This window comes from Hominiventricola filiformis, assembly GCF_020686965.1.
In the GTDB taxonomy this organism is placed as follows: Bacteria; Bacillota; Clostridia; order Lachnospirales; family Lachnospiraceae; genus Hominiventricola; species Hominiventricola filiformis.
Genome location: NZ_JAJEPS010000026.1, coordinates 18,687 through 36,699, shown reverse-complemented (window position 1 = coordinate 36,699; position 18,013 = coordinate 18,687). Strand labels below are relative to the sequence as shown.

At 52.4% G+C, this 18,013-nt stretch carries 14 protein-coding genes; 6 read left to right on the top strand and 8 right to left on the bottom strand.

The annotated features are described in order from the left end of the window. The 3 genes from LKD36_RS16080 to LKD36_RS16070 form a co-directional block, all read right to left on the bottom strand. The coding region (locus LKD36_RS16080) for a YDG domain-containing protein (protein ID WP_308460251.1) at nucleotides 1-7,143 on the bottom strand (7,143 nt) is incomplete at its 3' end. 1 nt (nucleotide 7,144) lies between these two features. Continuing rightward, nucleotides 7,145-7,519 carry a response regulator gene (locus LKD36_RS16075; protein ID WP_308460250.1) on the bottom strand — a complete coding sequence of 125 codons (375 nt, stop codon included), beginning with the start codon at nucleotides 7,517-7,519 and terminating at the stop codon, nucleotides 7,145-7,147. Continuing rightward, nucleotides 7,494-7,883 carry a hypothetical protein gene (locus LKD36_RS16070; RefSeq protein ID WP_308460249.1) on the bottom strand — a complete coding sequence of 130 codons (390 nt, stop codon included), beginning with the start codon at nucleotides 7,881-7,883 and terminating at the stop codon, nucleotides 7,494-7,496. Before LKD36_RS16070 ends, LKD36_RS16075 begins: the two co-directional genes overlap by 26 nt. A 203-nt stretch (nucleotides 7,884-8,086) precedes the next feature. On the opposite strand from LKD36_RS16070, the gene LKD36_RS16065 reads away from it, so the two are divergent. From LKD36_RS16065 to LKD36_RS16050, 4 genes are all read left to right on the top strand, one after another. Then, a complete protein-coding gene (locus tag LKD36_RS16065; protein WP_308460248.1) occupies nucleotides 8,087-8,815 on the top strand; it encodes a LytR/AlgR family response regulator transcription factor in 729 nt (242 codons plus the stop codon). After that, on the top strand, nucleotides 8,812-9,207 hold the full coding sequence (locus LKD36_RS16060; protein ID WP_308460247.1) for a hypothetical protein: 396 nt from the start codon (nucleotides 8,812-8,814) through the stop codon (nucleotides 9,205-9,207). Before LKD36_RS16065 ends, LKD36_RS16060 begins: the two co-directional genes overlap by 4 nt. A gap of 93 nt (nucleotides 9,208-9,300) precedes the next feature. Beyond that, nucleotides 9,301-10,794, top strand: a complete 1,494-nt coding sequence (locus LKD36_RS16055; RefSeq protein WP_308460246.1) for a hypothetical protein — start codon at nucleotides 9,301-9,303, stop codon at nucleotides 10,792-10,794. A gap of 1 nt (nucleotide 10,795) precedes the next feature. Beyond that, a complete protein-coding gene (locus LKD36_RS16050; RefSeq protein ID WP_308460245.1) occupies nucleotides 10,796-12,697 on the top strand; it encodes a sensor histidine kinase in 1,902 nt (633 codons plus the stop codon). A gap of 434 nt (nucleotides 12,698-13,131) precedes the next feature. On the opposite strand, the gene LKD36_RS17720 is transcribed toward LKD36_RS16050, so the two are convergent. Then, nucleotides 13,132-13,209, bottom strand: a complete 78-nt coding sequence (locus LKD36_RS17720; RefSeq protein ID WP_408610932.1) for a rubredoxin — start codon at nucleotides 13,207-13,209, stop codon at nucleotides 13,132-13,134. Nucleotides 13,210-13,372: 163 nt separating this feature from the next. On the opposite strand from LKD36_RS17720, the gene LKD36_RS16045 reads away from it, so the two are divergent. After that, on the top strand, nucleotides 13,373-14,695 hold the full coding sequence (locus LKD36_RS16045; RefSeq protein ID WP_308460244.1) for an RNA-binding domain-containing protein: 1,323 nt from the start codon (nucleotides 13,373-13,375) through the stop codon (nucleotides 14,693-14,695). A gap of 71 nt (nucleotides 14,696-14,766) precedes the next feature. Here LKD36_RS16045 and LKD36_RS16040 read toward each other — a convergent pair whose 3' ends face one another. The 3 genes from LKD36_RS16040 to LKD36_RS16030 are packed head-to-tail and all read right to left on the bottom strand — an operon-like array spanning nucleotide 14,767 to nucleotide 17,048. Beyond that, nucleotides 14,767-15,738: an alpha/beta hydrolase gene (locus LKD36_RS16040; RefSeq protein WP_308460243.1), complete on the bottom strand. Its 972-nt coding sequence runs from the start codon at nucleotides 15,736-15,738 to the stop codon at nucleotides 14,767-14,769. 2 nt (nucleotides 15,739-15,740) lie between these two features. Then, nucleotides 15,741-16,505, bottom strand: a complete 765-nt coding sequence (locus LKD36_RS16035) for a carboxymuconolactone decarboxylase family protein (protein ID WP_308460242.1) — start codon at nucleotides 16,503-16,505, stop codon at nucleotides 15,741-15,743. Nucleotides 16,506-16,508: 3 nt separating this feature from the next. Continuing rightward, nucleotides 16,509-17,048, bottom strand: coding sequence for a flavodoxin family protein (locus LKD36_RS16030; RefSeq protein WP_308460241.1), 540 nt, complete (start codon nucleotides 17,046-17,048; stop codon nucleotides 16,509-16,511). Between the two features lie 106 nt (nucleotides 17,049-17,154). Here LKD36_RS16030 and LKD36_RS16025 point away from each other — a divergent pair, with 106 nt between their 5' ends. Further along, entirely contained in the window at nucleotides 17,155-17,592 is a 438-nt protein-coding gene (locus LKD36_RS16025) for a MerR family transcriptional regulator (protein WP_308460240.1), read from the top strand. A gap of 104 nt (nucleotides 17,593-17,696) precedes the next feature. Here the strand turns inward: LKD36_RS16025 and LKD36_RS16020 are convergent, their stop codons facing one another. Next, nucleotides 17,697-17,882 carry a hypothetical protein gene (locus tag LKD36_RS16020; RefSeq protein WP_308460239.1) on the bottom strand — a complete coding sequence of 62 codons (186 nt, stop codon included), beginning with the start codon at nucleotides 17,880-17,882 and terminating at the stop codon, nucleotides 17,697-17,699. Nucleotides 17,883-18,013: the final 131 nt, after the last annotated feature.

The window sequence follows — 18,013 nt, the reverse complement described above, 5'->3', positions numbered from 1 at the left end:
GGAGGAACCGCCTTCGCCGCTGGACGAACCACCGGAGGAGGAACTGCCTTCGCCGCTGGACGAACCACCGGAGGAGGAACCGCCTTCGCCGCTGGACGAACCACCGGAGGAGGAACCGCCTTCGCTGGAAGATTGCTTGGAAACGGTCAACGTTCCAGGAACATAAGTGATCGCATAATTGTCATTTGACAGCGTACCAGTAATGTTGATTGCAGTTTTGCCGGTTTTGCTCATATCCGGCGTCTGCGCGTAAGTCAATGTTACCGTGCCGCTCAGGGTGTCTGCACCAACCAGACCTTCCACCTTGTAATCCTTATCTGCTTCCGGGCTGCTCAGGTCGGGCGCGGTGCTGCCGGTGTAGGCGCTCTGATCAAGCGCCGTAACGGTGACAACTTTCTTCGCTACGGTCACAGGCAAGCTTTGTTCTGCCACATCTGCGTACTCTGCATTTCCCTGAACCTTGTACCAAACGGTGTATTCCCCGGCATTTTTCGCTGTGGGGAGCTGCTCACTCCATTTGGAATCGCCAAGCCGGTAGAGCATTGTGCCGCCAGTGGTCTTACCCGCTGTAACCAGCGCCTGTTCTGCACCATTGTAGGTCAGGGCGTTTGCCGTAGGTGCCGTAACAGTGGGGACAAGCTTGTTGGTCGCATTGACATTGACGGTCAGCGTGATGTCCGCATAGTTTGTGCTCTTGATTACCACGGTCACTGTGCCCACAGAGCCGGTGGTTTTCACGTCATTTTTCTGAATCGGCAGGATCAGCTTGCCATCTTCCACCTTCGCACCGTCGGCGTAATAGGTTCTGGGCAAGTTGACCGTTGGTGCGCCGTAGGTCACTGTGCCGTACTCCTTGGGAGCCTCCGGCACAGGCAGGGCGGGGAGGGTCACTGTGTAGATCTTTTCGCAGTCATTTACAATGGTAAGCGCAGTCTCCTTGGTGAAGTCAGGCGCAGCGGCCTTGGTGATGCTGCCAGTCGTAGGGAAGCTGCTCTGCTCCAGGGCGTAATTATTCGCGGCCTGCCCCATCAGGGTCACTATGGCAGTGATGTTCTTGCCGCTGTCCACACCGGCATAGTCAAAGTTGGCGGTCACGGTGTAGTCTGTGCCTCGGTTCAAGGTCACGTTGTCGAAGGTCACGCTGGAGATGTTCGCGTTTGTCGTGCCATCATAAGTCTTGGACGCAGCCGTTACCCCGGTGATCGTCAGCGGCTTCTGCCCAATGCGGACCGCCACGCTGGCGGGTGCGGTATCGTTGTGGTTTGCATCGCCAATCACCCGATACCACACGGTATATGCTCCGGCATCGGTGCCGGTAGGGATGTCCTGGCTGTATGTGCCGTTCTCGGTCAGGCTGTACTGCATGGTGCCATGGTCCGTCAAGCCCGCAGTAATCAGCGCCTGCTCCTGTCCGGTATAGGTCAGATTTTCCTGCGCCGTGGGAGCGTTGAAGGTGGGGGTAGCCTTGTTCACCTTGATGGTCACAGTTCCGGTCGCGGTCGCGTATTCCTCATAGCCCTCCGCCGGGGTGAATGTCCACTCAGCCTGATAGTCGCCGGCTTTGTCGGGCTTGGTACTAGGATTCGTCCACTCGAAGGTGCCTTTGACCGTCTTGCCGTCGTCTTTCATCGTGCCAGTAATGTTGCTGACGCGCAGGATCTGGCCAAAGGTGATTGGCGTTGCGGTGATCTCGCCGTCCAGCACGGGAACGATCTTGTTCTTCGCGATGACTTCAACGGTCAGGAGCATGTCCTGATAGTTGTCCGTGGTGATCTTGACGCCTACGGTTCCGACGGAACCTTCGGTCTGAGGTTCGACAGCCGGGACAGTCAACTGGAACTCATCGTTTGATGTGATCATTGCCGTCGAATTTGCGTAGCCGCCCTCTCCAATCAGATTGAAGTTGCAGGCCTCATATTTGATGGAGCCGTACTTACAATTATCGCCCAGCGTCGGCAGCGCGGGAAGATTGACCAAGTAAGTCTTTGCCAGCCCGTTGATAACGGTCAGCTCTATGGGCTGCATCGTGGGCGCGGCCGCCTTGGTGATGCTAAACTTCCAGCCATCCGCCGTCAGGCCGTTGGCCGCAGCATAGTTCGTGCCCTCGGCTACAGCGATCTTGACGGTGTATTCGCCCGCGTTCTTAGGCGTGGCTTCCTCACCGTTTTTATCGTAGTATTTTACGATGACATCGCCCGTACCGGCCTTTGCGGAAGAAACCGTCGCGCTCTTGACATTGCCGTCATAGGTCAGGCTTGTCGGGGCGGTGAAGGTGAAGTCCTCCGCCTTGGGGGTAGCTTTGCCAATGGTATAGGTCACGCTGGCGGTCGCCTCGCCCACCTTGATGCTGGCGGTGTACTCGCCCGCGTTGGTGGGGAGCGCGCCGTTTTCCAATTTCTCTGGACCATACATGCCCGTCTTTATGTAGCTGATGGTGATCCCACTCGCCGCCGGACCCTGCCAATCGCTGCTTGCAGTCACCGTGGCGGGTTTGGCTTCCCCGCTGTAGGTCAGCTCGGCGGGGGCCGCAATGGTCACGCTGCCGCCGTTTCCGTCGGTCAGATAACAGCCCTCTGCCGTACACTTCGCGGTGATGGTCGCACCGCTGGCGCTGTACGTCCAGCTATGCTGATGCTGGGTCACGGTGAACGGCTCGCTGTAGCAATTGTAGCCGTTGCTGCACTGGACGAAAATGTGGTACTGATAGCTCTTGTCTACGGGCAGCCCGGAGATCGTGAGCGTCTTGCTCTGCCCGCCGGTATGCGTCGCAGTATTAACATCGTTTAATTTCGTGGTCCAGTCTTTGCTTGATTCGTCAAAGCGCTCCCACCAGTAGTAGTAGGTGACGCCCTGCGTTTCGGGCGCGATTACCGCAGTCAGCGTGATATTGCCGTCCGTCGCAAACGCCGAGTTTCCGGTGTAGCCCGTATCGTTATTCGGATAGATCTTTTCGACCGCGAAGGGCGCTTTTTCAACGGTGACTTCTGACGGGATTGAATTGGCGTTGGGGAGCCATTGGTTATCCTTTGTTTTTTTGTAAGCGTACCCCTTCGCCAGCAGCGCGTAGGGCTTGACATAGCCGGTGTCGCTCGTGATCTCGCCGTAGCTGCCGCCGCTGAGGCTGGCGCTGCTGCCGTCGTCCTTTACAGCCACACGGCTGAAGGTGCCGTTGCTCAGCGAAAGCTTTCCGCCGTTCTTCGCCGTGACAATGGCGAGCTCCGTATTCCCGTCGTTGACGGTCAATTCCGCGTCTTTGCCGTCCACCGTCACATAGAAGCCTCCGTTGCTGCCCGTGACTGTCAGAGAAATGCCCTTGGCGATGAGGTCCACATCCTTGGCCCTTTTCCCACCGGTCGCCAGCGTCACCGGCCCACGGGTCAGCTCATAGGCGGTCCGCTTCCCGTAGACATTGCCATCCACATCCTGATACAGCGTGATGGTCTTTGCACCGTCCGCCGCGTTCGCCGCCTCAATGGCAGTGGCAAAGGCCGCGTACCAGCTCGTCTTGCCGCCGACGGTCAGCGACGCTGCCATCTGCTTGCCGCAGATGCTGCAAGTGCCCTTGCCGTCCTTGCCGCCGTCGTGCGTATGCGACACGACCTTGACATTTTCCAGCGTATTCACGCTATCATTGGTCACAGCCTGATTATCACTTGCTCCGTAATACGCCGCGCCCTCCGCCAGCAGGTCGGCGAGTTTGCGGTCGCCGTTGGTTTTGATCATCGTAAATGTGCCGCCGGAGAGCTTGACTTTGGTGGTGTAAAAATCCGCGAAGGTAAACGTGCCGCCGGTGATCGTCCCCGTGACATTGTAGTCAAACGTAACGCCGCCATATTTCTTTTCATTATTAAAGCTGCCGCCGCTGATGTTCGCGATGCTGCTGCCGTTGAATTTGACATTACCAGTGAAGGTACCGCCCTTGGCGTTCAGCGTACCGTTCACCGTGACGGTGGCGTCGTCGGCAAATGTGACGCCCTCCTTCACCGTCGCCGTGCCGTCGATGGTCGCACCTTCATAGATGCCGCTGGCAAAGGTCACATTCGCGTTTTCAGCGACCGTCACATTCTTGGCGGTGTGCGTTCCGCCCTCCAGCGTCAGTGTGCCGGTCAGCGGCATGGAGGTGCCGAAAGCATACATATCCCGCAGCAGGGTCAGCGTCGGCTCGGTGCAGCCCGCTGCACTCCAGCCGTTCAAGGTCTGGATGGCCTCTGCATAGCCGTGTTCCAGCGCACTGTCTTCCGTGAAGTAGGCAGTCTTGGTCGTGCCGTCGGTGCTCTGGGCGGTAATTTTCGTGTACAGTTTCTTGTTGCACACAGAGCATACGGGGTTGCTGTCATCGGCGCACTGATGGACGCACTCCGGGAACTGCACCTTGTACGCTGTATAGCCGGTCAAGTCCACAATTTTAGTGCTCTTATCAACGCTGCTCCATGTACCGCCCTTTTCGCCGTGCAGCTCGCACTTTGCATGGTTGGTTTTCAGTAGGTCTTGAACGGTGAGGCCCTTGCTCTTATTGTTATCCGTGAACTTGCCGATGGTGCAGGCGTTTGTATTGCCCTTCCACAGCTTCAGATTGTAGCCCGTACTTGTGGAGCCAGCCGCAGCATTGCTTAAAACCAACTCGCCGATTTTGCCGCCAAAGCGCTCCAATGCGCCGCCGGCCTGCAGCTCCACGCGCGAAATCTCGCCGGTGTAGGAGTTGTCGACTGCAAGCGTTCCGTTGGAGGAAACGTAAAACGTGACATCGAGCGCCTGCGTTCCGCCGCCTGTTCCGGAATCCTTGACCGTCAGAGTCCCGGGTTTGTTCCCGCCTCCGACATAAATGTAAAAACGCTCGCTGCTGACAGTTTTGCCATTCAAATCCAGCGTCGCTGTGGAATTGTAAGCAGCAGAGCAATTTCCTGTGAGCGTCACATCCCGCAGCAGCGTCACGGTGCTGCCTCCGGCTGCATCAAACGCCTTCGTCAGCGTCTGATAATAGGCGCTCTCGCCCACGCGCGCGTCGAATTTCGTATGGCACTTCTTGCAGGTGTAGCCGGTATCGTCCATCTCGTGCGTGCAGGGCACAAGATAGACCTTGCCGTCCTTGCCCAGGCTGGTCTCGCTGTCGGCGGCGTCCGCCTTGAAGTTCTCGGCGCGGAGCGTCACGCCGCTTGCCGGTTCGGCGATGGCCCCAAGATTTATGCCTTCACGCACGCCCACACGGATGACCGAATCCTCTCTCAATGCGCCTGATACAAGAATGGGCAGCTTCCACGCATAATTGGCGTAATAACCGGCCTTCACCGAGCCGGAAACAGTGAGCTTAGGAGCTGAGCTTTCCCCTCCGCCGTAGTAAACGTCATATTGATTGTTGCCGGTAACGGTAGCATCGGTGAGGGTAATAGCGCCCTTTCCATAGATGCCGCCGCCCTCAAAGGTACTGTTGTTTCCGGTGATCGTCACATTCTCGACGGTTACCCCTCTCTCCGAATAAATGCCGCCCCCGTGGCCATAACTTGTATTCCCCGTGGCGGACGCCTTGTTGCCGGTGATCGTGGCGTTGGAGATCGAAACATTGCCGGCGTTAAAGTGGATATAGATGCCGCCACCGTTGCCGGCGGTTGCCGTGTTGCCGGTGATGGTGCCGCCGTCCATGGTGAAGCTGCACTTCTCGCCTACATACACGCCGCCGCCACCGCCATCGGACGCGGCTGCGGTGTTGCCAGAAATGGTGCCGCCGTGCATGGTGAAGCTCGGCGGGTCGGTCTGATTCGTCGTGCCGACAAGGAACACACCGCCGCCGGAGCCGCTGCCTGCTTTATTACCGGTAATCTCTCCACCATACATGGTAAAGGACGAGCCGGTCTGATAGGTGCCACCCTTTATACCGACCTGCACGCCGCCGGTGATCGTGCCGCTGTACAGTTCAAATTTGCCGCCGTTGACGGTCACTTCGCCTTGAATCTTGCCTGAATTATCGCTGCTGCAATCGGTCAGCGTCAGCGAAGCGCCGCTGCCGACCGTGATACTGCCGGAAATCGTCTGCCCGTTCAGGCAGAGCTTGACCTCGCCCGTTGGCACAGTCCAGCTCTCCGACACAGACTTCGTCAGGTAGTAGTTACCAGCAGAAGTGGGCAGAGAATCCGTCGCTATCCATGCTATGCTATCAAAGTCATGTTCATGGCCATTGACCGCCGCAGTACTGGCGCAGATACAGTGGGTATGATCGGCCTGCGGCAGCGCAAACGCAGCCAGCGCCGCACAAACGGCGTTATAGCGCGTCATGTCCAGCTTGGCGACCTGCTCATCGGTGAGGTCCTCTATTTTTGCATCAATGGCTTTCAGCTGCTCCTCAATTTTGGTCTCATTGTCCGCCGTGACTGTTTCTGGCAGGGCGTCAATGAGTGCCTGCACAGCCAGCACCGCCGCCTCTTTTCCAAGACAGGCAGAGAAGTCTGCATTCTCCGCAGAGCAGATGGGACAGTCCAGATTCACCATCTCCTCACTGCATCGGTCGGTGCAGATACAGACGGTTTCCTCTGTGCCTTTGCAGGCAGAGAGGTCTGCATCTTCCGCAGCGCAGACCGGACAGTCGGGATTGACCGCCCCCTGCTCACAGTGGGTCTCGCAGATGCACTCCGCCGGAGCATTCCCGGACGCGCCAGGAACAAGCCCGCTGTCCTGGGAATTGCACTGCTCGCAGGTATACCCGCAGGGCGTCCCCTCTGTGGCCGAGATGTAGCCGCAGGTACCGTCATGTTCGCCACGCTCATGGGGACAGCTTAATTCTTTTGTGATACAGCCGCTTTCCTCACTGCATTCATGGGTACACGCGGTCGGCTGGGCCTCCTCTGCTTCAGATGGGGTCGCCGTATTTTCTGATACGCTGCCTTCCAAAACAGGGTAACAGCTTTCGTCATGTTCATGGATACACTTCTTCACAGGGGTGTAGCAATCCTCAGTATGCTCATGTTCACAGGCTGCCCCTTCGGTTCCTTCCGTATATCCGCAGTCCTCTGTATGTTCCGGGTGATGCTTGCACAACCCCGTATGGACGGCGGATACACCCGCTTCCACCGCAGATGCCGGAACTCCCGGCATCGTAAAAATCATTGCCGCCGCCAGTAAAAATGCGGCCGGCCGTTTCCATTTCCATTTCATTTTATTCATCCTCCTCACGTTGTTCGTTCCTTCTCGTTGTTTTCTGAAGCAGCCGGGATACTGCCTCCCGCAGCTGATATTCCGTCACAGGCTTCACCAAAAAGGTGTCCACCTGCAGCCTGCGGCTTTGGGGTTCAAACTCTGCCTGGTCGCTAATCCACAGGAGAGGGACATTCCTGCTGTACCCTCGTATGCTCATGCAGAAATTCATCCCCCTGGCTCCGTCCTCCATGACCACCACAGCATCATAAGGCCCATCCCGCTGCATGGCATAGGTACAAAACACGCCGTTATCAAAGCGGTCTACTTTGCCCAGCTTCATCAGCAAAGCGGTTTCTTTTTCTTTCTGGCTATAACTGCATAGCGCAATTCGCATTTTCGCACCTCCATTTCATGATGGGTTTTATCGCCTCATATAGCTCCTGATCGGAGCAGTCTGCCGGAAGAAACACAGGGATACGCAGGTGATACGCGATCAGGGCGAAGTTTTTATCATCGCTCCACCAGACAATCGGTGTCTCCGGTGCCAGCCGCTTCGCCTGTATGGCCGCCTCCAGTCCCCTGGCTCCGGTCATGGCGATGACAACCGCATGGTAGCGGCTTCGCCGGAGTGCCTGGGCAAGCTGGTTCTCATTCCATAATTCATCAATCGCAAGCTGTCCATCCCCATCAAAAAGGGAGCGCAGCCTGCTTTCAAACCATTCAACATTTCTCAGCTCCGTACAAAGTGCGATTTTCATGCTGAGCCTCCTTTCCTGAAAAGAAAAATAAAAAAACCAGACCTTCTCATCGGAAAGTCTGGTAGTATAATTAGGGTAGCATCTTGTCAAGAGAAATGCAACCGACTTTGTTTAAGACGCAGGTTTCCTGTTTAAGACGCAAGTTTTTTCCTGCGGTTTTATGTTATACTCATATTGGATTATTGTGCAAAGGAGATGGCACGATGCAGATTGCGATTGTGGATGACAGGGCAGAGGACAGAGAAGAACTGTCTGCCTGCCTGGAAAATTATATGAAAAAGCATCAGCTGGACTATACGCTGACAGAATTTGAGGACGGAGAGAATTTTCTGAAAGCTGCTGCCCAGGTCAATTTTCAACTTGTCTTTATGGACATCTATATGGAGAACATGGATGGAATGGAAGCCGCCAGAAGGCTGCGCCAGAAAAACAGGCTTTGTAAGATCGTTTTTCTGACCATTACAGAAGATTATGCCCGGATGGGGTACAGCCTGTCCGCCAGCTATTATCTGCTGAAGCCGCTTTCGCTCCATCAGGCAGATTTTGAAGAAGCGATGGAGCTGTGCCAGCTAAAACCGCCCTATGAAGTGATGACACTTTCGGTTATGGCTGACCGTCAAAAGCTGGAACTTCCCACAGAGAAGATTCTATACATAGATTATCAAAACCGTATGACACGGATTCATACGGCGGAACGCGTGATACCGGTAAGCGGCGGCTTCCAAGAGGTCACTGCCGCATTGCAGAAGGACAAGCGTTTTTTGCCCTGCTACCGGGGCGTTTTAATCAACATGGATTATATCAGCCATGTTGACAGCCAGGCCTTCCGTTTGATAAACGGGGAGGAACTTCCGATTGCCCTCCGCAATGGAAAACAGCTGCGGGAAACCTACCGTCAATATGTTTTCTCTGGAATGGTGGGTATCGTATGAGAATGAAGCAAATGCACAGGCGTATTCTGGGGGGCTGTCTGGCCTGCCTCCTCTGCTTTACCGGCAGTATCCCCGCATTTGCCGCTGGAACTGCAACCCCAGCCAACGCCGATGGAAGAAGGGAGAATCCGCCGGGTTTAGAAAGCGAGGCATCAGGGGCACTGGATAGCGGAACTCTGGAAACACCGGGAGAAATCCCCCTCGTCCTTGTCACGGAAATACAAAATGAAGGCGAACTGCTCTCCCTGCCGGCTTTTACCCTGCCCCTTAGAGCCACACCGTCTGATGATGACCTGGAGGAAATTTATCAGCTGGCCCTTCAGCATCAAACCGTTTGCGCCACTGTAACAGCAGGTGAAGAAATCCGGCAGGAAACATTTTCTGTCGCATAGGATTTTTCAGCCATTGACCAGACCACTCCGGGCGAATATGCCGCAGCAGGCCGGATTGAACTGCCGGAGGGGTATGCCTTTGATGAAGCTGTATTGCAGGAGCTGCAGATTTCCGTCCGGGTGGAAGAAATGCCGTCTGCTGTCATTACCTCCATAGAGAAATGGTATCCTTATACAAATGCATTTGCGCTCCCACAGGGCAGCGAAATTGAAACGCTGGAGGAATTATTCGCCGCCTCCCCGTATTATCTGGAATGCTATGCAGAAAACGGAACCAGCTACACCGCTGTGGTGGAATGGGATTTTTCGCGTATTGATCTGAATACTGTGGGACTGTACCATGCAACAGGAAGGCTGACCGCACCGGAAAATACCGTATTTGCGGATCGTGTCGATTTCCCTAAAATTACAATTCCTGTTTCTGTTCAGGCTCTGGATAGACCAGACATTAACTGTTTTCTGGCCGCCAGAGGAAACCTTCATTTTCCCTGGGTCGCACCACCGGGAGAGCTGGATAAGATCAGCGTATGGCTGTCCGAAAACAACGGTTCATGGAACCGTCTGGAAAGCGGCATTTACGTGGGACGGGAAATGCTCTCGATTGCTACCCGTCTGCTGACGCCGGGCAGCGGTTACCGCCTTCAGGTTGATTATGACGGCGGACAGACCGGCATCCTGTCCTTTACCTACGCAGATGAAATTGTTCTTGAAGGGTATCATGAAGGCGACCGGGATGGAGGGGATGCAGGCGGAAATCCACCCGACACCATCATTCAGCCGCCTCCTGAAGATACCGACGATCAGGATGACGGTTTCGCAGACAGGCCCTCCACAAAGCCTCCAAAACCGCCTGCAACAAATGACGGTGGAATGGATTCCGATGATTCTGAAAAAGCACCTTCGGTCAGCGGAGAAAATGATCCTGCGGATCACAAGCCTTCCGAGCCATCCTGGGATGGAAAGGATGATTCCATAGATATCGATAAAGACGATTTCCCATCGGAACAGGCAAACGGTGATACAGAGGAAGATGCGGATTCCAAAAGCCCTGCTTTTTCAGAGTTCTTCGATGAAACCACTGACCGGATTTCCGGCACACGCTTTTTGATGATGCTGCAGACAGGGAAGCAAAGAGCCATCTTTTCCAAACAGGGAATCACTATCAGCATACCCAAAGACGCCTTGCCGGAGGGTATCCAAAACGAAGATCAGATTGAAGTCATCATCCAAAAGGATACGGATGGCGGTTTTTCTTTTTCGTTTTCCATCAATGGAACTGTGCTCAACTCCCTGCCGGATATTTCTGTCATGCTGCCCTGTCCAAATGACCCGGCAGCCGGCACATTGTTCCTTTGCGATGAAAGCGGCGTGGAAGTTCCCATGACCGGCTATGACGATACGGCGAAAGCCGCTTCCTTTCAGATCAGCCATACAGGGACTTACACCATTGTGGGAAAGGAAGATACCGCTTCCCTGGCACATGCTGCCGACACAGAGCACAGCTGGTCGCCCATATTCTTTTTGATTCCGGCCTGTCTGTTGCTTCTGTCTGCCGGTGTGTTTTTCCTAAGGAGGCGGCGAAAATAAGATGGTATCTTCTGTGGTAAAAAAATATGCTGCTTTATGTATGGTCTGCCTGTGTTCATCCCTGTTATTTCTTGGCCTGTATCAGTTCAATAATAAATATAGCCAGAACACAATCCAGGCGACAAATGGGATTCTGGCGCTTTCTGAGGAAGAACTTCAAAAGTCACCGATCCGCTTTCTGGTATCCGGCTGGGCATTTTATCCTGACGCGCTTTTGACCCCGGAAGAAATACAAGACGAAAGCCATTATATGCGCTACCTTTCCATCGGAGAGCAGACCAATTTTTCCAGTCCTGCAAGCCCTTCTCCCTATGGCTGCGGGACTTACCAGATGACATTCTTTCTGCCGGAACGGAAGGAAGTGTATGCACTGGAAATCCCGGAAGTGTTTTCTGCTTACAACCTTTATCTGGATTATGATCTGATCCTGCAAATGGGGGAACCGGCACAGGGGACACCATTGGTTCAAAACCGCATGGTCACTTTTCATGGTGGAAAACCGGTGACACTCACCATAGCGGTCAGCAACTATGACCACTTTTACGGAGGGATTGTTTATCCGCCTGCTTTCGGAACGATGCTGGCGGTCAATACAACCAGAGGAATCCGGTTTGCATTCTGCCTGTTTGGCTGTACAGTTACCTTTGTCTGTGCGCTGCTGTCCTTTTATTTCAGCCGCCGGATGAAACAGAAAAATACATTCCTGTTCGGACTGATCTGCCTTGCCATGTGCGGCCTGTCATCCTATCCTGTACTTCATATGCTGGCTGCGGTTCCCGTATTCCCCTGGTATACGATGGAACTGTTCTGTATCTATCTGGTTACCTGGCTGATCATGGTTCTGCAAAACCGGATATGCAGGCCGGGCTTCCTGCCTGCGGCCATCAGCAACGGGGTGGGCGCTGCCTTTCTGGTATATGCATTTGCGTATGGCATGATGGCTTCCCACCTCTCCCTTGGAGCCATTCGTTTCTTCTCTGCATCGGTCTGTTGTTATAAGGCGGCATCTGCACTCTATCTATTTATCATCGCTGTGCTTGCCATTTACAGAGGAGAACAGCGGAGCAGGCCGATCTTCTATGCTGCGGCAGCCGCAACCTGCGCCTATATATGGGATCGCCTTCTGCCGGTTTATGAGCCGGTTATCGGCGGTTGGTTTGTGGAATGGGGCAGCTTCTTCATAGCAGCAGCCATCGGTTATTCCCTCTGGCGCGATGTGGTAGAGGGCTATGGAAACAGCCTGATTTTTCAGGAAGAACGCAAGCAGGTCATCCGTCAGCTTTCTATGCAGACCGAATACAGCCGTCAGGTTTCAGAGGCAGCGGCAGAAAACAGAAGGCTGATCCACGACATCAAACACCATCTGCGTACCATAGACCGCATGGCCTCTGAACATGGGCAGACAGAGATCTGCTCCTTCCTGTTACAGGTTGAGGAACAGGTTGCGGCAACATCGGGTCACTCCCCTGCCCAGTTCTGCCAAAATCCCGTAGTAAATGCGCTGATTGAATACTACTACGGCATGGCGCAGACACAAGGGACAGAATTTCAGGTACGGCTCGATCTTCCCGATCAGATGCCGCTTACCGATGTGGAACTGTGTACGGTGCTGGGCAATCTTTTGGACAATGCCGTTGAGGCGTGCAGCCGCCAAAAGCAAGGGGTGCGCCTCGTTTTCATTGCAGGCGAAACCAGAGGCAATATGTACTTTTTGAAGATTGAAAACACTTACGACGGTCTGGCCTTGCAAGAGGGAAAAACATTCCTCTCCCGAAAGGGTACATCTGCTGATCATGGAATCGGGCTTTCCTCTGTCCGAAAAATCATTGAAAGCCATGGCGGTGATCTCGATCTTGTTCCTGGTGAGGAATCCTTTTTTGTTGGAATTACAATACAGATGTAAAAACTGTTTTTTGAGGCGCATTCAGATAACATAGGCAAGACCTGATGGATGGACTTTGCCCGGAGGGTGTGGGGTATCCCAGATTTGGGATACCGTAGGCGAGCAGTGCCCTTGTGATCACACAGGGCGTCTTTGCTCGTTGGAGGCACATCCCCAATCCCCTAAAAATGTCATCTTCGATGCCAAGCTGCGCCCACACTTTGTGTGTGCTGATTCATTCCAGATTTCTGGAAATAAAAAAAGAGGCAGAATGATAGCAAAAGGATAGCAATTTGTAACAAAATGGTAGCAATACGGAAACATGCTGCACATTCCTCTATCCTCTGTCCACAGACTCTACACATATAATAATTCCATAAAAAATCCTTCCTACTAGCAAAACCAAAGGCTATCAGTTATAAAGCATAACTGACAGCCCTCCTCTTCTTGATCATTTATTCTGCATTTGAAAACTGATCTTTTCCAATTTCTTCATCATATTCCCATCCACAAACATCGCATACATATTTCATGACCAGTTCCTCCTTAAAATTTATTCTTTATAAAAGTATATGGTAATAATACATGAAAGTTAATATAATAATAGTAATTATTATCATTTTATCAATAAACACCTCTTGACCTTTCTTTCTCTTGTATAACGAGAAAGAAAGAACAAGAAAGGAAGCGTAGCTGATGGTAACATTCAAGAACCAAAATATCGAATTCAAACAAGAATACGTCCCTGACATCCGCAAAGAGGTGATGGGATTTGCAAATGCAGATGGCGGTACCGTTTATGTCGGTATCCGTAAAGATGGAGTGGTTCTGGGTGTTTCTGATCCAGATGGTGTGATGCTTCAAATCGTGAATTCCTTAAAGGACTCCCTGGCACCGGACATCATGCCGTTTGTCAGGGTCACTACGATTGAATTAGAAGAAAAACCAGTCATCGAAATTGATGTAACAACCGGAACAAATCGGCCGTACTATCTACGTGAAAAAGGGTTAAAGCCGAGTGGCGTTTATGTAAGAAAAGGAAGCTCTACACAGCCAATGACCGAAGAAGGCATTCGAGAGATGATTCTTCAAAACAGCGGCAGATCCTTTGAACAGTGTAGAAGTATGAATCAGGAACTGACTTTTCACACCCTCCAAACCGAGATGCAGAGAAGATCTATCGAAATCGGAGCATCCCAAATGCGGACACTCAAACTGATTGGTGAGGATGGTTTGTATACGAATCTTGCATTACTGCTATCAGACCAGTGCGAAACCACAACAAAAGTCGCGCTATTTCAAGGGAAGGATAAGGAGCTATTCCGTGACAGAAAGGAATTTACGGGCTCCATTTTGAAGCAACTTGAAGATGTCTATCAATTTATAGATTTGGTCAATAAAACAAAAGCAACCTTTACCGGTCTGGATCGAACCGACAGAAGAGATTATCCAGAGGATGCAATCAGAGAATCTTTATTGAACAGCATGGTTCACCGTGATTACTCCTTCAGCGGAAGCAATCTGGTCAATGTCTATGAGGATAGAATCGAATTTGTCTCTCTTGGAGGTCTTGTATCGGGTCTGGAACTGAAATCCATTTTCTTAGGTGTTTCACAATCGAGAAATCCGAACCTTGCGGCTATTTTCTATCGAATGAGATTGATTGAAAGTTATGGCACAGGAATTGGAAAAATTGTACGTGCATATAAGACTTGCCCATCCCAGCCAGAGTTTGAAACGGCAAAAGGTGTTTTCCGCGTAACACTTCCCAATAGGAATGAGCAGCCGGAAATGGATGTCCGGGTATCTGATAAAGCGGACAAAGATGTATCACTAAATGAACAGAAGTCACTCATTCTTCAATATGCACGGGAAAACGGCAGTGTTACAAGAAAAGAAGTCGAGGATTTGATTAGCGCAGGAACAACAAAGGCTTTCCGGTTGCTTAAAGAACTTTGCGAAGATGGCAAACTTGAGCAAAAAGGAAGCGGCAAGTTGAGCACCTATGTTGCCAAATAAAATCATTGCACAAAGGAATACCCCGGCAATGAAATCAACTTCATAAGTTTAGGTAAAAACCAAGGTGCGCCTCATTTCAGATATTCCTCAAAGAACGCTTTCAACTTTTCAAACGGAATGATGTCCATCTGATCGTAAAGGTCAGTGTGGTTTGCACCGGGGATAATGAGCAATTCCTTGTTATCGCCGGTCAGCTTGCTGTAAGCTGTCTCACTGAAATAGCGGGAGTGCGCCTTTTCTCCGTGTACCAGCAGTACGGCGGAGCGGATCTCGCTGCTGTATTGTAAGATCGGCATATTCAGGAACGACAGCGAGGACGTTACATTCCAGCCGCCGTTAGAGTTCAGGCTGCGGGGATGGTAGCCTCGCGGAGTCTTGTAGTAGGCATAATAGTCCTTCACAAACTGCGGTTCGTCCTCTGGCAGCGGATCAACTACGCCACCCGCCAGCGCGTAGCTGCCGTTTTTATAATCCTCGATACGCTGTGCATTCATGGCTTTTTTCTTCTCATAGCGTGCCTGCTCAGAATCCTCAGCATCAAAATATCCGTTGGCCGTTACACGGGTCATGTCGTACATGGTCATAGCAGCAGTAGCTTTGATGCGGGTGTCAATGGCAGCGGCATTGATCGCCATACCGCCCCAGCCACAGATACCGATGATACCGATGCGCTCCGGGTCAACGTTCTCCTGCACGGAGAGGAAGTCTACCGCTGCGCAGAAATCCTCGGTGTTGATGTCCGGCGATGCTACATAGCGAGGCATACCGCCGCTCTCGCCGGTGTAGGACGGGTCAAAGGCAATCGTCAGGAAGCCAAGCTCTGCCATTTTCTGCGCATACAGACCGGAGGACTGCTCCTTTACCGCACCGAACGGACCGCTGACGGCAATAGCTGGCAACTTGCCCACCACACTCTTTGGCGTGTACATATCCGCCGCCAATGTGATGCCGTACCGGTTGTGAAAAGTTACTTTCTTGTGATCCACCTCGTCGCTTTTCGGGAACACCTTGTCCCATTCTTGTGTCAGATTCAGTTTTTCCATATTCAGACCTCCTTGCCTGTTGCCTTAAAATATACTGTGTTATCCACGGCTTCCAACCATTCATTGGAGGTTTCGTCCCCCGGAACCTCTACCGCCAGATGAGAGAACCAGCTATTCGGTGCTGCGCCGTGCCAGTGCTTTATGCCAACAGGAATATTTACCACATCGCCGGGACGGAGCTCCTGTGCCGGTTTGCCCCATTCCTGATAGTAACCATGCCCGGCTACGCAGACGAGAATCTGTCCGCCGCCGTTTTTCGCATGATGAATGTGCCAGTTGTTACGGCAGCCGGGTTCAAAGGTTACATTGTAAATACCGACCTGCTGCGTAGAAAGAGGTGCGAGATAGCTTTGTCCGATAAAATATTTTGCAAAGGCGTCATTGGGTGTGCCGATGGGAAAGACCATTTCATTCTGATGCTCGGCTTTTGCATCGGCGGTATTGTCCTCCGCCCATACCTCCTTGGCCATACGGAAGGCCGCCCACGCCTTGGGCCAGCCCGCATAAAATGCCGCGTGGGTCAGGATCTCCGCAATTTCCGTTTTGGTCACACCGTTGTTCTTTGCAGTTGTCAGATGGTACTGAAAGGACGAATCCGTCAGTCCTTGCGCCATCAGTGCCACCACTGTTACAATGCTGCGGTCTCGCAGGGAAAGCTTGTCTTCCCTGCTCCACACCTGTCCGAACAGTACATCATCATTCAATTCCGCAAATTTGGGAGCAAATTCCCCCAAAGTCTCTCTGCCTGCCGTTTGTTTAACTGCCATGGCTCACACCTCCTTGCCCATCTGATAAGCTTGCTCCAACGCAATATGACCTGCGATCTCTCCCATGCCGTTTACGCCACCTGCAAACACTGTGCCAACCAGCGCACAGCGGGGAAAACAGTCTACCCAACCCTGCACAGCTTTCTCTGTGCCCGCAAAGGTTTCCGGTGCGTTCTCTGCCGCCGTTGCCATCAGGTAGGCTTTCGTAAAGGCGTAGTCCGTATCAAACAGCGGGTTGGCACGGTCCAGCATGGTCTTGAGCTGACCGCTGACGCAATAATAGTAGACGGGTGTTGCAAACACCAACACATTGGCATCGTGCATTTTGGCAGCAATTTCCACGGCATCGTCCTGGATGACGCAGTGCCCCAACTTCAGGCAGGCAAGACAGCCCTTGCAGAAGCCAACCTGCTTTTCCCGCAGATATACGGTTTCTACCTGATTGCCTGCCTCCCGTGCGCCCTTGGCAAATACTGCCGCCAGCGTTTCGGAGTTACCGCCCTTACGGGGACTTGAGGAAATGATTAGTACCTTTTTATTCATCGTAGAACACTCCTTGCATTTTTATATTCTCTGTGGTATTCTCATGATATCGCCTAAACCTGACTTTAGGTCAAGATATTTTTTGAAAATTTTGGGAGGGAAATTTATGTATTCAATTGGACAGGTGGCAGAGATGTTCGGATTGCCTATCTCCACGCTGCGCTATTATGATAAACAGGGACTTTTTCCGAACATGGAACGGGTGTCCGGCATCCGCAAATTCGGTGACACGGAGATTGAAGCACTCCGGGTCATTGAATGTCTGAAAAAGGCTGGCATGGAGATCAAGGACATCCGGCAATTCATGGATTGGTGTGTAGAAGGGCCGTCCACCTACCCGCAACGCAAGGCACTGTTTGAGGAGCAACGGTCGCACATGGAGGCAGAGCTTGAGCAGATGAACCGCACTCTGGATATGCTGAAATTCAAATGCTGGTATTATGAGCAGGCAATCAAAGACGGCAGCGAGGACAGACTAAAGGCACTGATTCCCGACCACTTGCCGGAGGGAATCCAAAAAGCATATGAAAACGCGCATAGCTAACCTTTCCCGTGCTATGTATCGTCTGATTCAGAGCAAAAAATACCCCGTTGGTTTCCCAACGAGGCATCGAAGACGATTCTATTCTGTTTTCTGTAAACTGGTAGTCAGAAAAACTTAGTCAGTGACCAAGTTAGTGAGCAAGATAAATCGCCGGACATCCCACACGCAATTTTGAATCTTTGTATGGCTTTTTCAGTGTCTGCATCATAGCCCAGCACCGCGATCAGCTGCTTTTGAAAGGAACCGGCAAACAGCGCCCACATTCCAAAGGGCATTCCAGCGTATTTCATTGCAGATACCTCCCGGCTTCCGCTTCCAGTGCCTGCCATACCGGCTTAGGCCGATAGCCGACCGATTTGGCAACGGCCTTTCCATAAACCGTTTCGTTGCCAACTCATAGAGGAATCAGCGGACATATAAA

Coding starts and splice junctions, on each gene's coding strand:
- LKD36_RS16075 (WP_308460250.1), bottom strand. CDS start 7,519: ATGCGAATTGCGCTATGCAGTTATAGCCAGAAAGAAAAAGAAACCGCT.
- LKD36_RS16070 (WP_308460249.1), bottom strand. CDS start 7,883: ATGAAAATCGCACTTTGTACGGAGCTGAGAAATGTTGAATGGTTTGAA.
- LKD36_RS16065 (WP_308460248.1), top strand. CDS start 8,087: ATGCAGATTGCGATTGTGGATGACAGGGCAGAGGACAGAGAAGAACTG.
- LKD36_RS16060 (WP_308460247.1), top strand. CDS start 8,812: ATGAGAATGAAGCAAATGCACAGGCGTATTCTGGGGGGCTGTCTGGCC.
- LKD36_RS16050 (WP_308460245.1), top strand. CDS start 10,796: ATGGTATCTTCTGTGGTAAAAAAATATGCTGCTTTATGTATGGTCTGC.
- LKD36_RS17720 (WP_408610932.1), bottom strand. CDS start 13,209: ATGAAATATGTATGCGATGTTTGTGGATGGGAATATGATGAAGAAATT.
- LKD36_RS16045 (WP_308460244.1), top strand. CDS start 13,373: ATGGTAACATTCAAGAACCAAAATATCGAATTCAAACAAGAATACGTC.
- LKD36_RS16040 (WP_308460243.1), bottom strand. CDS start 15,738: ATGGAAAAACTGAATCTGACACAAGAATGGGACAAGGTGTTCCCGAAA.
- LKD36_RS16035 (WP_308460242.1), bottom strand. CDS start 16,505: ATGGCAGTTAAACAAACGGCAGGCAGAGAGACTTTGGGGGAATTTGCT.
- LKD36_RS16030 (WP_308460241.1), bottom strand. CDS start 17,048: ATGAATAAAAAGGTACTAATCATTTCCTCAAGTCCCCGTAAGGGCGGT.
- LKD36_RS16025 (WP_308460240.1), top strand. CDS start 17,155: ATGTATTCAATTGGACAGGTGGCAGAGATGTTCGGATTGCCTATCTCC.
- LKD36_RS16020 (WP_308460239.1), bottom strand. CDS start 17,882: ATGAAATACGCTGGAATGCCCTTTGGAATGTGGGCGCTGTTTGCCGGT.